This is a genomic window from Micromonospora sp. WMMD712 (assembly GCF_029581295.1).
In the GTDB taxonomy this organism is placed as follows: domain Bacteria; phylum Actinomycetota; class Actinomycetes; order Mycobacteriales; family Micromonosporaceae; genus Micromonospora; species Micromonospora carbonacea.
This window is the reverse complement of record NZ_CP120743.1, coordinates 3,987,277-4,002,500: the sequence shown is the minus strand read 5'-3', so window position 1 is coordinate 4,002,500 and position 15,224 is coordinate 3,987,277. Positions and strand designations below refer to the sequence as shown.

9 protein-coding genes and 2 rRNA genes (1 of these 11 running past the window's edge) are annotated in these 15,224 nt (G+C 71.4%); 6 read left to right on the top strand and 5 right to left on the bottom strand.

Going from position 1 to position 15,224, the window contains the following annotated elements; genetic code table 11:
* The 3 genes from O7633_RS17255 to O7633_RS17245 form a co-directional block, all read left to right on the top strand.
* Positions 1 to 1,699: ribosomal RNA gene (locus O7633_RS17255) — 23S ribosomal RNA — on the top strand; it begins 1,413 nt to the left of the window's first position.
* Positions 1,700 to 1,788: 89 nt separating this feature from the next.
* A 5S ribosomal RNA gene (rrf, locus tag O7633_RS17250) occupies positions 1,789 to 1,905 on the top strand.
* A gap of 254 nt (positions 1,906 to 2,159) precedes the next feature.
* Positions 2,160 to 2,786 (top strand): NADPH-dependent F420 reductase, encoded by a 627-nt coding sequence (locus O7633_RS17245; RefSeq protein WP_282323141.1) that lies wholly within the window; start codon positions 2,160 to 2,162, stop codon positions 2,784 to 2,786.
* 101 nt (positions 2,787 to 2,887) lie between these two features.
* Here O7633_RS17245 and O7633_RS17240 read toward each other — a convergent pair whose 3' ends face one another.
* Complete coding sequence (locus O7633_RS17240) at positions 2,888 to 4,711, bottom strand: VanW family protein (RefSeq protein ID WP_282323140.1); 1,824 nt, start codon at positions 4,709 to 4,711, stop codon at positions 2,888 to 2,890.
* A gap of 608 nt (positions 4,712 to 5,319) precedes the next feature.
* On the opposite strand from O7633_RS17240, the gene O7633_RS17235 reads away from it, so the two are divergent.
* Both O7633_RS17235 and O7633_RS17230 read left to right on the top strand, forming a co-directional pair.
* Positions 5,320 to 5,862, top strand: coding sequence for a DUF6230 family protein (locus O7633_RS17235; RefSeq protein WP_074472784.1), 543 nt, complete (start codon positions 5,320 to 5,322; stop codon positions 5,860 to 5,862).
* Between the two features lie 83 nt (positions 5,863 to 5,945).
* A complete protein-coding gene (locus O7633_RS17230; protein WP_282323138.1) occupies positions 5,946 to 7,631 on the top strand; it encodes a DUF6114 domain-containing protein in 1,686 nt (561 codons plus the stop codon).
* Between the two features lie 63 nt (positions 7,632 to 7,694).
* Here O7633_RS17230 and O7633_RS17225 read toward each other — a convergent pair whose 3' ends face one another.
* On the bottom strand, positions 7,695 to 9,365 hold the full coding sequence (locus O7633_RS17225; protein WP_074472181.1) for a DUF885 domain-containing protein: 1,671 nt from the start codon (positions 9,363 to 9,365) through the stop codon (positions 7,695 to 7,697).
* A 52-nt stretch (positions 9,366 to 9,417) separates the two neighbouring features.
* A complete protein-coding gene (locus O7633_RS17220) occupies positions 9,418 to 10,026 on the bottom strand; it encodes a hypothetical protein (protein WP_282323137.1) in 609 nt (202 codons plus the stop codon).
* 108 nt (positions 10,027 to 10,134) lie between these two features.
* On the opposite strand from O7633_RS17220, the gene O7633_RS17215 reads away from it, so the two are divergent.
* On the top strand, positions 10,135 to 11,106 hold the full coding sequence (locus O7633_RS17215; protein ID WP_282323136.1) for a DMT family transporter: 972 nt from the start codon (positions 10,135 to 10,137) through the stop codon (positions 11,104 to 11,106).
* Positions 11,107 to 11,136: 30 nt separating this feature from the next.
* On the opposite strand, the gene O7633_RS17210 is transcribed toward O7633_RS17215, so the two are convergent.
* Positions 11,137 to 12,201, bottom strand: coding sequence for a PHP domain-containing protein (locus O7633_RS17210; RefSeq protein ID WP_282323135.1), 1,065 nt, complete (start codon positions 12,199 to 12,201; stop codon positions 11,137 to 11,139).
* A 76-nt stretch (positions 12,202 to 12,277) separates the two neighbouring features.
* Positions 12,278 to 15,208 (bottom strand): glycosyl hydrolase, encoded by a 2,931-nt coding sequence (locus O7633_RS17205; protein WP_282323134.1) that lies wholly within the window; start codon positions 15,206 to 15,208, stop codon positions 12,278 to 12,280.
* Positions 15,209 to 15,224: the final 16 nt, after the last annotated feature.

The window sequence follows — 15,224 nt, the reverse complement described above, 5'->3', positions numbered from 1 at the left end:
ATGACCAAGGGTTCCAGGGCCAGGCTAATCCGCCCTGGGTGAGTCGGGACCTAAGGCGAGGCCGAGAGGCGTAGTCGATGGACAACGGGTTGATATTCCCGTACCCGCGAAGGAGCGCCCGTGATGAACCTCGTTGTGCTAACCACCCAAACCATCCAAGGTCTTCGGACTGAGGGTGGGGAGCGTGGGAACCTGGCGGGTAGTAGTCAAGCGATGGGGTGACGCAGGAAGGTAGCTGATCCCGGCCGGTGGTTGTGCCGGGGTAAGCGTGTAGGCCGGTGTGTAGGCAAATCCGCACACTATTCAGGCTGAGACGTGATGCCGAGCCGATTCAGGTGAAGTCAGTGATCCTATGCTGCCGAGAAAAGCCTCTAGCGAGTTCTGAGCGGCCCGTACCCCAAACCGACACAGGTGGTCAGGTAGAGAATACCGAGGCGATCGGGCGAACTGTGGTTAAGGAACTCGGCAAATTGCCCCCGTAACTTAGGGAGAAGGGGGGCCGGAGACGTGAAGCCCCTTGCGGGTGGAGCGTTGTATGGCCGCAGAGAGCAGGGGGAAGCGACTGTTTACTAAAAACACAGGTCCATGCGAAGAAGTAATTCGATGTATATGGACTGACGCCTGCCCGGTGCTGGAACGTTAAGGGGACCTGTTAGCTCCTTTTGGGGGGCGAAGCGGAGAACTTAAGCGCCAGTAAACGGCGGTGGTAACTATAACCATCCTAAGGTAGCGAAATTCCTTGTCGGGTAAGTTCCGACCTGCACGAATGGCGTAACGACTTCCCCACTGTCTCAACCACAGGCCCGGCGAAATTGCATTACGAGTAAAGATGCTCGTTACGCGCGGCAGGACGGAAAGACCCCGGGACCTTTACTATAGCTTGACATTGGTATCTGAGTTAGCTTGTGTAGGATAGGTGGGAGCCGGTGAAGTCCATACGCCAGTATGGGTGGAGGCAATCTTGAAATACCACTCTGGTTGATTCGGGTATCTAACTTCGGGCCGTTATCCGGTTCAGGGACAGTGTCTGGTGGGTAGTTTAACTGGGGCGGTTGCCTCCTAAAGGGTAACGGAGGCGCCCAAAGGTTCCCTCAGCCTGGTTGGCAATCAGGTGTTGAGTGCAAGTGCACAAGGGGGCTTGACTGTGAGACTGACAGGTCGAGCAGGGACGAAAGTCGGGACTAGTGATCCGGCACTTGCGTGTGGAAGCGGTGTCGCTCAACGGATAAAAGGTACCCCGGGGATAACAGGCTGATCTTCCCCAAGAGTCCATATCGACGGGATGGTTTGGCACCTCGATGTCGGCTCGTCGCATCCTGGGGCTGTAGCAGGTCCCAAGGGTTGGGCTGTTCGCCCATTAAAGCGGTACGCGAGCTGGGTTTAGAACGTCGTGAGACAGTTCGGTCCCTATCCGCCGTGCGCGTAGGATACTTGAGAAGGGCTGTCCCTAGTACGAGAGGACCGGGACGGACGAACCTCTGGTGTGCCAGTTGTCCCGCCAGGGGCACGGCTGGTTGGCTACGTTCGGAAGGGATAACCGCTGAAAGCATCTAAGCGGGAAGCCTGCTTCAAGATGAGGTATCCCACCCACCTTTGGTGGGGTAAGGCCCCCAGCTAGACGACTGGGTTGATAGGCCGGAGATGTAAGCTCGGTAACGGGTTGAGTTGACCGGTACTAATAGGCCGAGGACTTGACTACAAAGATTCTGCTCGCGTCCACTGTGCAACTCTGAACAAACAGACGCCCACCCGGTTGGGGTTGTGGGTTGTTTGATATGTTCATAGAGTTACGGCGGTCATGGCGGAGGGGAAACGCCCGGTTACATTCCGAACCCGGAAGCTAAGCCCTCCAGCGCCGATGGTACTGCACTCGGGAGGGTGTGGGAGAGTAGGACACCGCCGGACATTCTTTCGTTTCAGGGCCACCCCGACCGGGGTGGCCCTGAAACGCATTCCGGCCACTTCCCCGGAACACTCCCACCCACGCCGTTCGTCTCGGTAGCGTCGATCGGGGACCCGCCGCCGGTGGCGTTCCCCGCGACCGTGGCCGGAAAACCGTACGTGGCGTTCGCCTCCAGCGCTATTGGGACGCTCCGACCGGGGTACCTGCCCACAGTCCGACCGGATCTGACCGCCGGGAGGCGGAGGCAGGAGTGGTCATGAAGATCGGAATCATCGGGTCGGGGCACATCGGTGGCACCCTCACCCGTCGGCTGAGCGCCCTGGGCCACGACGTGACGGTCACCAACTCGCGTGGACCGGCGTCCCTGGGCGACCTCGCGCGGGAGACCGGTGCGACCGCGGGAACCCTTGAGCAGGCCACCGAGCAGGCCGAGATCGTCGTGGTGGCCATCCCGCTGCGGGCGGTGCCGGACCTTCCCGCCGGGCTCTTCGAGGGCCGGATCGTGGTGGACGCCGACAACTACTACCCCCAACGCGACGGCGAGATCGCCGAGCTGCTGGACCGCAGCCTCAGTTCGAGCCGGTGGACGGCGGAGCACCTGAAGGGCGCCCGGGTGGTGAAGGCGTTCAACAACATCCAGGCCCAGCACCTCATGGACAACGGGCGGCCGGCCGGCGCCTCGGACCGGATCGGGCTTCCGGTCGCCGGCGACGACGCCGACGCCAAGCGGGTCGTGATGGAGCTGGTCGACGCCCTGGGCTTCGACCCGGTCGACGCCGGCACCCTCGACGAGAGCTGGCGGCAGCAGCCGGACACGCCCGTGTACGGCACCGACCGCGACGCCGACGGCGTACGGCAGGGGCTGGCCGACGCGCGGCCCTGAGCGCCCGCTGCGGGCGCGGGGCGCGTGTTTCGCGTACCCAATGGGATGCCCCGCCGACGACGTGTCGGCGGGGCATCGGTGTGTCCGGGGCCCGGCGGGCCTCAGTCGGCGGGGCCGCCGCAGACGTAGCGGGGCTCGGCCAGGTACCGCCAGGTGAACTTCTCCCGCTTGACCACCTTGCCGTCCTTCTTGATGATCCGGAAGGCGTCCTGGGTGAAGCCGTCGATGCCGTTGCTGGGGATGCACGACGGGCCGGGCTTGAGGTGGATGGTCTTCGGCTTGGTGACGTCCCGGCGGGGGCCGTACTCCGTCTTGACGCTGTCGTAGATCTTCGTGCTCCAGATCGACACGGTCACCGAGCTGGCGGTCGTGGAGGTGTCGATGAGGACGCCGTACTTCGTGTTGTTGCGGAACTTGAAGTCGAGGTTCGGCCAGAAGATCGTCGACTCGATGACCGGCGGATAGCGGCTGAACCAGTAGGAGTGCGGCTTGTGCTCGACGTCCTCCAGCCCCGCGTAGTAGGTGGCGTTGAACAGGGTGGTGGTGAACTGGGACGTGCCCCCGCCCACCCCGGGGACGAGCTTGCCGTCGAGGATCACCGGGGCGTCCCGGTAGCCCTGGGCGTAGCCGCGCTCGCCGGTGTGGCCGTTGAGGGAGAACGTCTCGCCGGGCAGCACGACCGTCCCGTCGACGTCCTTGGCGATCTGGACGATGTTCTGGCTGCGGGGCGAGGAGAGGCCGCCGGTGAAGTGGGTCGTGAACCGGGAGACCCGTTCGACGATGCCCAGCCCGGCCAGCTTCTCGGTGGTCAGCTCCGGCTGGGTCTCCGTGAGCCGGCCGGTGACCTTCCGGTCGTCGGTGCGGGGCAGGACGGCGAGCAGGTCGCGGCTGAGCGCGGCGCTGTCGAGCTGCTGGCCGGGCTTCCCGTCGACCGGCTTCGGCTTGCCCCCGGTGACCGTCATCCGGGCGTCGCGGGGCTCGGTCTCGATGGCGTCGAGCTTGTCGCCGAGGGCGGCCCGCAGCCGCTTCACGTCGACGCGGGGGGTCAGCTTCCCGGCGTCGTCGGCGGTGAAGCGCAGGCTCCGGGCGATGGCGGCGGGCGGGATGGTGACGGAGCCCTTGTCGGTGTCGAGGGTGACGGGGGCGGCGACGGCGGGACGGGCCAGCTCGGCGACGAGCTTGTCGACCTCCTCGGCGCTGGTCGCCGGGGTGTTCTCGACCAGTGGCACGGTCACCGGCTGGCCGGAGAGCCAGCCGGCGCGGACGGCCTGGGCCGAGCGCTCCGGGTCGAGGGCGAGGCCGGACTTGGGGCGTACCGCCTTGGGTGTGGTGCCGGTGAAGATGATGGCCGGCACGGTCCACTCGCGGGTCTGGTCGCCGGCCGCCTTGCGCAGGGCCGCGTCGAGCCGGGCGGGGTCGACGGTCACCACCGGGTCGACGGCGCGGGAGCCGACGAGGCGGCTCACGGGGTGCGCCTGGGCCTTGGCCGCCGCGTCCACCGTCGCCTCGACGTCGACGGCGAGGCCCACGTCGGCGGGGGCGAACTCCAGGCTCTTCTCGCCGACCGTCACCCGCAGGGGGGTGTGCGGTGTGCCCGCCCGCTCCAGCTCCGCGCTCAGCTCGCGGATCGCGTCGGTGCGGCTGCGGCCGCCCAGCTCGGTGCCGAGCACGGTCGTGCCGCGCGGGACGTCGCCGGCGTAGGCGTAGGCGCCCACCCCGCCGACGGTGGCCAGGACGGCGGTGCCGACGCCGGCGGCGAGCAGGACCCGCAGTCGGCGGCTGCGGCGGGTCGGCCCGGCACCGGGTGTGGCGGCTGTGGCTGCCGGTGCGACGGGGGCCGGCTCGTCGACCGGCCAGCTCACCGCGGTCACCTTGACGGTCGGCCGGTCGTCGGCGGGCGGTCGTGTTTCGCCGTACAGAGTCACAGCAACCTCGATCGGTACGTACCACGTGGGAGCGTCTCCCACCCGGGAGACACCTACGGTAACCAACGGCGGGGCCGTCCGGCAGTCTGCGTCTCCGGCCGTGTCCGGGCAGCGTGTCGGCGTGCGGCGCACCGGGTGTCCGGCGGGCTGAACCGGGCCGGTCAGGCGGGATTTCCACACCGGTATCGCCCCGGTGGTGATCGATGGATCACTCTCAGCGGTCTGGCAGGTTCTCGTTACCAAAAAGTTACCGGCGGGTATCACGGCTACGTCGCGTGAGTCTCGCCGCGCCACCTGTCGCACTCGGCCCGGTTTGTCCGGTGGGACGTCGAGGTGGGCGTTGACCGAAGGTGACCATAACCGATCTTGGTGACGCGGGCGAGTTACCCGCCGGTAGCAAGGGTCTTGTGACCTGGGTCGCTTCGCGGCAGCATCCAATCCGCACGCTGCGCGCGCCGTCCGGCCAGCGGATCGCAGCAGCCACCGCAGCTTCCCCCACCCCCGAGCCGTGATCCCGCGCTCGGTGACCCCCGTTCGAGGAGGACCTCGTGAAGGATTCGGAAGACCGTCTGGAGCAGGGCGGCACCCGTTGGCGGCGGTTCGCCGCGATGATGGTGCCCGCGACCGCCGTCGCCGGCGCCATCGTCTTCGGCATGGCCAACGGCGCGATCGCGGCGTCGTTCGCCGTCTCCGGCCAGACCTTCAAGGTCGGCGCCTCGAAGCTGGAGGGCACCGGCTTCAAGCAGTACGGCGGGTTCGTCAAGGAGAAGGACGGCACCACGCACCCGGTGGCGGTGTCCGAGATCGCGGACGCCAAGCTCTACGACCTGTGCCAGTCGGTGAAGATCCCTGACCTGCCGATCGTGCTCACCATCAACGCCGGTGGCGGCGGCAACCCGGCCACCGCCAAGGGCCTGCTGATCGACATGGACTCCCTGGGCGGCGACGCCGAGTTCAAGAACATCAAGATCGGCCGGGACGCCACCGACCTCAACGAGGGGGCCACCGCGAAGTCCTTCGGGCAGAGCGCCGACAGCGTGACGATCACCGACCTGGAGCAGGTGGCCCGCTCCACCAGCGCCGCGATCTTCACCCTCAACGGGCTGAAGCTCAAGGTCAACGTGGGTGCCGCCGCCAAGGAGTGCTTCTGAGCTAGCCACCGGGCCCGTGGGGGGGTGCCCTCCACGGGCCCCGGCCCCCTCCCGTCACCAGTGAGCACCGCCAGGAGGAGTACGTGACGACCGCCAACCCGCAGCACGCCCAGCCGGGCCGGGTCAGCCAGGCGTGGCGCAGCTTCCGCCGCTGGCGTCGGGCCCGCCCCTTCTGGGGCGGCCTGTTCACCGCGCTGGCCGGGCTGGAGATCTTCTCCACCACCCAGATGAGCCTCAGCGGCCTGAGCTTCCAGATGGGGCCGACCGGCTTCCTGTCCTGGCTGATCCCGGTGATCCTGGTGGCCTGCGGGATGCTGATGTGGTTCAGCCCGCAGCAGCGGATGTTCTACGCGATCGTCGGCGCGGTGACCGCCGTGTTCTCGCTCATCGGCGTCAACCTCGGCGGCTTCTTCGTCGGCCTGCTGCTCGGCATGGTCGGCAGCGCGCTCGGCTTCGCCTGGGTGCCCGCCCGCCGCCCGGCCGCCGCGCCGGCCGGCTCCGGCCCGTCCGCAACCGCGACCGAGGGCCCGGCCGGGACCGTGGCCGAAGGGCCGGCCGCAACCGAAACCGCGACCGAGGGGCCGACCGACGCCGACCGCGCCGACGAGGCGGCGCTGGTCGACGAGCTGATGCCCCGCGCGCAGCACCCCGACGACGTCACCGGGCCGCTCACCGACACCCTGCCGCCGCCCCGCAACCCGCTGCGCGAGGCGCCGCCCCCGTCGCCGCCCCCGCCGCCCGCCGAGCGGGGCGACGACAGCACCCAGGTGCTGCCGGTGGTCGGGGCGGACGGCCTCCCGCTGCGCCACCCGGCCGAGGACGGCCCGGGCCGGCGCGACGCGGCACGGGACCCTAGGCTGCTGGCGATCACCCTGGTGCTGCTCAGCGTCTCGGCCGCCGGGGCGCTGGCGCTGCGCGACCAGGCCCCGGTGCAGGCCGCCCTCGCCGCCCCGTGCCCCACGCCGTCCGCCACCCGGACGGCCGAGCCCGGGCCGTCGGCGTCGCGCCCGGCCAGCAGGAGCCCCAGCCCCGGTGCCAGCCCCAGCCCCAGCGCGGAGCAGACCTCCGGGGGCAACGTGCTGACCGACATCATCGACGGCATCGGCGACCTGTTCACCGGTGGCGACGACGACGCCGAGCCGGCCGCGAGCCCGGAGCCGACGGGCACCGCGCCCACCACCGGCACGCCGACGTCCACCGCCCGGCCGACCGCCTCGGCGAAGCCGACCCCGGACGCGTCGGCCAGCCCCGACAAGCCCGGCGACGGGTGCGCCACCCCCGAGCCCACCGAGCCCGCCGAGGTCGAGCCCGGCGAGCCGCTGCCCAGGATCGCCCCCGAGCCCGGCCAGCCCCGGGTGGCGGGGAAGCCGTCGAAGCTGACCGGCTCGAAGGTCACCATGACCGGGCTGCGCTTCGAGGGGATCGTCGACCTGCCAACCGGCGACGGCACGCTCAGGGCGCTGAAGTTCAGCATGGCCAAGAGCGTCACCGACGACTTCCAGCTCCTGGCGGACGGCCCCGGCGGCCGGAGCCAGCGGTACGTCACGGATCGGCTGACCGTCCAGGGCGACGTGGCCTTCTACGCCACCCGGTTCGTCGGGCGGCTGCTCGGCATCAAGATCACGCTCACGCCCGACCTGCCGTTCCCCGACGGCATCCCGATCACCTCGCCGATCCCGATCACCTTCACCGACCCGGTGATCGACCTCGCGTACGTCCAGTGCGACGTCCTCACCGGAAAGCCGGCGCTGCGGCTCGACCTCGCCTGAGCCGGCCCCCCGACGCGACGGCCGGGGCCACACCCCCGGGCCCCGGCCGTCGTCCCCGGCGACTCAGAGGCGGGCGAGCGCCCGGCGCAACGGGTCGAGGCCCAGCGCCCCGAGGTCCAACGCCTGCCGGTGGAACTCCCGCAGGTCGAAGTCGGCGCCCTTGCGGGCCTTCGCGTCCTCCCGGGCCTGGAGCCAGATCCGCTCCCCGACCTTGTACGACGGGGCCTGCCCCGGCCAGCCCAGGTAGCGGTTCAGCTCGAAGCGCAGGTTCTCGTCCGGCACCCGGCAGTGCGCCCGCATGAACTCCCAGCCCAGCTCCGGGGTCCACCGCTCGCCTGGGTGGAAGTCGAACGGGTTGTCCTTCGGGATCTCCAGCTCCAGGTGCATGCCGATGTCGACGATCACCCGCGCGGCGCGGAACGCCTGCCCGTCGAGCATGCCGAGCTTGTCGCCCGGGTCCTCCAGGTAGCCCAGCTCGTCCATCAACCGCTCGGAGTAGAGCGCCCAGCCCTCGCCGTGGCCGGAGACCCAGCACAGCAGCCGCTGCCAGCGGTTGAGCAGGTCGGCCCGGACGGCGGTCTGCGCGACCTGGAGATGGTGGCCCGGGACGCCCTCGTGGTAGACGGTGGTCACCTCGCGCCAGGTGGAGAAGTCGGTGACGCCCTGCGGCACCGCCCACCACATCCGCCCCGGCCGGGAGAAGTCCTCGCTCGGGCCCGTGTAGTAGATCGCGCCGTCGCTGGTCGGGGCGAGGCAGCACTCGATGCGGCGCACCTGCTCCGGGATGTCGAAGTGGGTGCCGTGCAGGTCGCTGATCGCCTTGTCGGCCAGCGCCTGCATCCAGTCCCGGAACGCCTCCTTGCCCGCGATGGTGCGCGCCGGGTCGGCGTCCAGCGCGGCCACCGCCTCGTCGATCGTCGCGCCCGGCCCGACGATCCGCGCGGCCACCGTCCGCATGTCGGCCTCCAGCCGGGCCAGCTCCGCGAACCCCCAGGCGTACGTCTCGTCGAGGTCGACGCGCGCGCCGAGGAAGTACTGCGAGGCCAGCGCGTACCGCTCCCGGCCGACGGCCTGCTTGGCGCGCCCCTGCGGGGCCAGCTCGTCGCGGAGGAACTGGCCGAACCCGGCGGTGGCGGCGGTGGCCGCCGCCGCGCCCCGGCGCAGCTCCGCCCCGAGCGTGCCGTCGACGCCGAGCCGCTCCACGAGGCCGTGGAAGAAGTTGTCGCCGCCCGGGTCCGTCCAGACGTCGCACTGCTTGGCGACCTCGACGAGCTGTGCCTGCGAGCTGACCCGGCCCGCGCGGGCGGCCTCACGCAGCGTCGTCTTGTAGCTCTCCAGGGTGCCCGCGAACCGGTTGAGCCGGGCCGCGATGTCGGCCTGCGCCTGCTCGCCCTCGGTGGGCATCAGGTCGAAGACCATGCGGATGTCGTGCAGCCCGCTGGCGATGACGTTGACCTCGCTGGTCGTCTCACCCGCCTCGTAGCGGGCGAGGTCCAGGCCGAGCCGCTCCTGCATGGCCTCCTTGGCCGTCCGCTCCGACTCGGACTCGGGCTCGGTGACGTCGAGGTCGGCGAGGGTGCGCCGGGTCAGCTCCGCGCGGCCGGCGTAGCCCTCCGGCGACAGGTCGTCGAGCTGGTCGTCGTGTCCGGCGATGCCGACGTAGGTCGCGCCGACGGGGCTCAGCTGCGCCCAGTCGGCGACGTACCGGTCGGCGAGGTCATCGATTCGTCCCACGGGGTGACACTACGCGACCCGGCCGGGCGGTTGTCGAGCGTGATCGCCGTGTTCAGGGCAGCAGCTCGGCCGGGTCGAAGTCGATCGGGAACGGCGCGTCGGCCCGCAGCCGTTCCCCGCTGACCGCCCGCGCAACGAGTTCGGGGCCGCCGGGCCGGTGCAGGGCGAGCAGCCGCACGTCGACCCGCGCCGGATCACGGGTGAGTCGTACCCGCATGAACCAGGGGACGCCGCCCTCGGCGCAGTGACGCGGCCGGTCCACGGCGGCCGGCCCCGGGTCGGCGTCTGAGGAGACCTCCACCGCGAGTTCGCAGTGGCCGGCCGGCACCCAGCGGTCCTCGTCGTCCGTCGCCGGCAGGGTGTGCAGCACGGTGACGTCCGGCTGGATCCACAGGCCCGGGCTGACGGTCAGGTTGACCCGGCCGAGAACGTGCAGGTTGGCGGCCTCGGCGGCGGGGGCGAGCAGGCAGCCGAGGCTGACCATCGCGAAGCTCTCGCTGGCCCGCAGGAACGGGCTGATCACCAGCCGGCCGGCGACGCACTCGTGGCGGGCACCGGCGAGTTCCCTGACGGGGAGGTATCGCTCCGCGAGCACGGTCGTCCAGCACCCGGACAGCTCCGCGAGCGGATCGAACTCCTGCGACGGCAGCACCGGCGTCACCCCCCGGCTGTGACCAACGACGACGGTGTCTAGGTCGTTGCTGTGGTGGCGGACACGGTGGCGGGAAACCGCGCGACACCGTCGTGCCCCTGCGGCAGAGTGTCAGGGGTGACACCCGATACCACCCCTGACAGGTCGGCGCTGCGCAGCTGGCTGCCCGGCTTCCTCGCGCTCGCCGCGATCTGGGGTTCCAGCTTCCTGTTCATCAAGGTCGGCGTCCGCGAGCTGCACCCGCTGCACCTCACCCTCTACCGGGTCGCCGCCGGCGCGCTGACCCTGCTCGTCGCGCTGCCGCTGCTGCGCGACCGGCTGCCCCGCGAGCCCCGGATCTGGGCCCACCAGTTCGTGGTCGCCGCGCTGGGCGTGGCCGTGCCGTTCACCCTGTTCGGCTACGGCGAGCAGCGGGTCGAGTCGATGCTGGCCGGGATCTGGAACGCCACCACGCCGCTGATCGTGCTGCCGATGGCGGTGCTGGTGTTCCGCACCGAGCGGCTGACCAGCCGCAAGGCCGTCGGGCTGGGGCTCGGCTTCGCCGGGGTGCTCGTGGTGCTCGGCGTGTGGGCGGGCGTCGGCGGCGCCCACTTCACCGGTCAGCTCATGTGCTTCGGCGCGGCGGCCTGCTACGGGTTCGCCATCCCGTACCAGAAGCGGTTCGTCGCGGGCAGCGCCCACTCCGGCCTCTCGCTCTCGGCGACCCAGCTCGTGCTGGGGACCGCGCAGCTCGCCGTCGTCGGCCCGCTGGTGGCGGGCGCGCCGCCGCTGCCCACCGACCTGTCGGCGGGCGCGCTGGCCAGCGTGCTCGCGCTGGGCGCGCTCGGCACCGGCCTGGCCTTCGTGATCAACCTGCGCAACATCCGGGTGGCGGGGGCGAGCACCGCCTCCACGGTGACCTACCTCGTGCCGATCTTCGCCGTGCTGATCGGGGCGCTGGCGCTCGACGAGCGGCTCACCTGGCACCAGCCGGTAGGTGCGCTGATCGTGCTGGCCGGGGTCGCGGTGACCCAGGGCTTGCTCGGCCGGCGCGGGCGGGCCCGCGCCGTCGACGTCGCCCCGCCGGCCACCCCGGTCGCCGCCCGCTGAGCCCGGCACCCACTGGTCTGGCGCGGGCCGTCAGCCCCGGGCCCACGCCACGAGGCGCTCCGCCGGCCAGGTGTTGACCACCCGGTCGGCGGGGACGCCGCACAGGGCCGCCCGCTCGCAGCCGAACCGCTGCCAGTCGAGCTGGCCGGGCGCGTGCGCGTCCGTGTCGATCGCGAACCGGCAGCCCGCCTCCAGCGCCCGCCGGATCAGCCGCTTCGGCGGGTCCTGCCGCTCCGGCCGGGAGTTGATCTCGACGGCCACGTCGTGCTCGGCGCACGCGGCGAAGACGGCGTCCGCGTCGAAGTCGCTCTCGGCCCGGGTACGCGGCCGGTGCGCCCGGTCGCCCGGCCCCCGCACGCCGGCCGGGCGCGACGACACCATCCGGCCGGTGCAGTGGCCCAGGATGTCGAGGTGCGGGTTGGCGATCGCCGCCAGCATCCGCCGGGTCATCCGGGCCCGCTCGTCGTTGAGCCCGCTGTGCACCGAGCCGACGACCACGTCGAGGCGGGCCAGCAGCTCCTCCTCCTGGTCCAGCGAGCCGTCGGCGAGGATGTCCACCTCGATGCCGGTGAGGATGCGGAACCCCTCGGGCAGCGCCTCGTTCACCGCCGCCACGTGGTCGAGCTGGCGGCGCAGCCGGTCCGCCGTGAGCCCCCGGGCCACCTTGAGCCGGGGCGAGTGGTCGGTCAGCACGACGTACTCGTGGCCCAGCTCGACCGCCGCGAGCGCCATCTCCTCGATGGGCGAGCCGCCGTCGGACCAGTCGGAGTGGGTGTGGCAGTCGCCGCGCAGCGCCTCGCGCAGCGCCGTGGCCGCCGCGTCCAGGTCGGTGCCCTCGGTGGCGACGAGCCGGCGCAGGTAGACCGGCTCCTCGCCGGCCAGCGACTCGGCGACGCAGCGGGCGGTGACGTCGCCGACGCCGGCCAGCTCGGTGAGCCTGCCGGAGCGGGCCCGCTCGGCCAGCTCCGCCGCCGGCAGCGCGGCCAGGGCCGCCGCCGCCGACCGGAACGCCCGCACCCGGTAGGTCGCCTCGTTGGCCCGCTCCAGTAGGAACGCGATCCGGCGCAGGTCGGCGACGGGGTCCCGGTCGGTCATGCCCTGCAACCTACGCGCCCGCGCCGCCGGTCGGGGTACGACCGGCGGCGCGGGGTGGTGCGTCAGTGCGGAGAGGTCAGGAGTACGGCAGCTTCACGACCGACTGGTTGCCGAGGCCGAGGGTGCTCGGGCTGCCCCCGATGGCCGACCAGACCTCCACCTTCACGGTGCCGTTCGCCAGGTTGCCGAGCGTGCCGCTGCCGGACTGCAACCCGGCGGCCTGGGTGTAGTGCTCGTAGCCGGGGACCGGGTCGGTGGCGAAGTAGCGGTAGGTCTCCACCCGTTCCCAGCTCCCGTTGCCGGTGAGGTCGTAGGAGAGCCGCACCTGCACCCCGTTGCCGACGGCGGTGCCGGCGTCGAGGAACAGGTCGAACGCGGTCTGCCCGCCGGCGTACGCGAGGTTGAGGCCGGTCGCGGTGAACACCTGGGCGTTGGTCGGGGTGCCGTCGTGGTTGCCGTTCGCCGCCGCCACCGTCGTGGTGTCCGTGCCGCCGGCCGCGCCGAGCCCGCCCCCGGCGAGCAGGTAGCGCGTCGGCGAGCCGGCCGGCGGCGGGGCGGTCGGCGACGGGCTGGGGCTGCTCGTCGGCGTCGGGGTCGGCGTCGGGCTGGCGGTCGGCGTGGGGCTCGGGGTGCCCGTCGGCGGCACGCCCCCGGCGGCGTTGCCGCCGCTCCACGTGTACGCCCCGGTGGTGGCCGTCCTCCCGGCCCCCACGGTGAGCGTGACGCCGTCGGAGAACCGCACCGTGATCGGCGCGGCGGTGATGTTCGACGCCACGTACGTCCGCGCCCCGTTGCGGGTGAAGACGGCGCTCAGCGGGTGGTTCGCGGTGACCGTGGTGTCGACCGTGCCGAGCGCGGCGAGGTTGCGGATCCAGTGGAAGGTGTGCGCGCGGCTCTCCCCCTCCTCCGGCGTGTAGCCGGGGTTGGCCCGCAGGCTCGACAGCGCCGTGGCGGGGTCGCCGAGCGCCTGGAACTGCCAGAGGATGTCCTGCCACACCGTCGGCGGCCCGTTGTTGTTGCGCACCAGCTCGGCGTAGTTGGTGCGCACGTACGCGGGGTCGTAGCCGAGGTAGAGGTGGCCGCCGGTGACGGGCAGCAGGTTGATGCCCTGGATCATCTCCGGCTCGGCGCTGAACCAGGTCGCGTACGCGCCGCCGTCACCCCAGACCATGCCGACCGTCGAGTGCCCGAACCCGGCCGGGAAGTTCTCGTCGGCGTGGTCGAACCAGTACTCCTGGATCGCCGCCGCCTGCGTCGTGTAGAGGAAGACGCCGGCGTCGCGGACGGCCGTGTCGCCGGTGGCCTGACCCCACTGGATCAGGGCGTTGGCGAAGTTCATCCCCTCCGACGAGGACTCCTGGTTGTTGCCCGCCCCGAACGAGCCGTGCCCGGAGGCCCAGTCGTGGCCGGCGTAGATGTCGAAGTCCCGCAGGTAGGGGAACCGGGTGTCGTTGCGGTCGTAGTTGTCGGCGTCGCGGATGAGCAGGTCCACCATGCCGCCGTAGCGTGCGTCGGTGGCCCACTGCGGGTCGAACTTGGCCAGGGTGGCCGCCGCGGCGATGAAGTAGCCGTAGTGGAAGTGGTGGTCGTTGAGCTCCTGGTCGGACCCGTACGAGGCCGGGTAGCCGATCAGCGTGCCCCAGTTCTGGTCGTAGTAGAAGACCTTCGCGGTCTTGCCCGGCGAGGCGGTGAACCAGTCGGTGAGGGTGCTCCGGATGGCGTTGAGCGCGCTGTCGCGGGTGGTCGTGTCGTCGACCAGGTCGGCCACCTCGGCGATCCGGGCCGCCCGGCCGAGGCCCTTGCCCGTCCAGTAGGTGTCGCCGCCGCGCTGGTCCATCGGGTTGCCCCGGACGGCGGCGAGCTGGTCGCGCAGGGTGGCCAGGTCGGCGCCGGAGCCGTCGCCGACGGCGGGCAGCTCGGGCAGCACCCCGTGGTAGGTCATCGCGGTGCGGAACTGGGTGACGCCGGCGAGGACCTTCATCCGGCCGCGCGCCGACGGGTACGTCTGGGTGATCGGCGTGGAGCCGGTGAGCGCCTTCCACTGGTGCGGGTAGAGGCTGACCACGGTCTGCGTGGCGGTGCCCTCCCGGGGCGTGGTGGTGAACGCGTACGTGGTGGTCAGGCGGCTGGCCGCCTGGTCGTACGCGTAGGAGACGCGGGTGCCGGTGACGTGGGCGTGCGCGTACCGGCCGTAGGTGGCGGCGAGGCTGGTGCGTTCGGCGGCGGTGCTGCCGGCGGTGGTCGGCAGCAGGGCGACGGAGAAGTAGCCCTTGCCCGCGAGGGCGGACGAGATCCGGCCCCCGCTGACCGTCCAGCTCGCGCCGCTCGGCGCGTACGCGACGTAGTCGTGGCCGGCGACGGTGAAGCCGATGGTCGCGCCGCTGTTGGACCACACGGTCGGGGTGCTGCTGGCGTTGACGACGGCGTCGCCGCCGGTGGCCTGGAAGTAGGCGAACGGCAGGCCGTGGCCGATGGTGGCGCGCAGGGTGCGCGCGCCGTCGCTCCAGTACGGGGTGACGGTCCAGTCGGTCCAGCCGGCGACCTTCACCGTGGGCGCGGCGAGCCCGGCGACGCCGACGCGGATGTCCTGCGTGTAGGGGTAGTGGAACTCGCCGACCCCGTTGGCCGTGCCGCTGATCGCGGGGGTCGAGTTGGCCGAGAAGCCGAGGCCGTCGGTGAACGTGTCGTAGGACAGCGGGTGGGCGTGCAGCGGCTCGCTGAAGGCGCAGTCGGTGCGCTTGAACAGCAGCGACGACCACCAGTCGTTGGTGGGCACGGCCCCGGCGGGGGCGTCGGCGGTGACGTACTGCCGGGGGTTGGTGGAGAGCTGCCCGCAGCCGGCGGGCAGCGGGCCGACGGGCGTGGTGGTGTAGCTGCCCGCCCCGACGGACGCGGCCTGGGCGGGGGCCGTGTCGACGGCCACGGCGAGGCCGCCGGTGGCGAGGGCGAGGACGGTGGACGAGACGAGGGCCCAGAGGCGGCGGCGGTGTGGTGTGGGAGGTGTCACGGGTGCCTCCATCGCG

Excerpts from the sequence above, each read along its gene's own strand:
- O7633_RS17210 (WP_282323135.1), bottom strand. The coding sequence starts at position 12,201 with ATGACCGACCGGGACCCCGTCGCCGACCTGCGCCGGATCGCGTTCCTA.
- O7633_RS17235 (WP_074472784.1), top strand. The coding sequence starts at position 5,320 with ATGATGGTGCCCGCGACCGCCGTCGCCGGCGCCATCGTCTTCGGCATG.
- O7633_RS17245 (WP_282323141.1), top strand. The coding sequence starts at position 2,160 with ATGAAGATCGGAATCATCGGGTCGGGGCACATCGGTGGCACCCTCACC.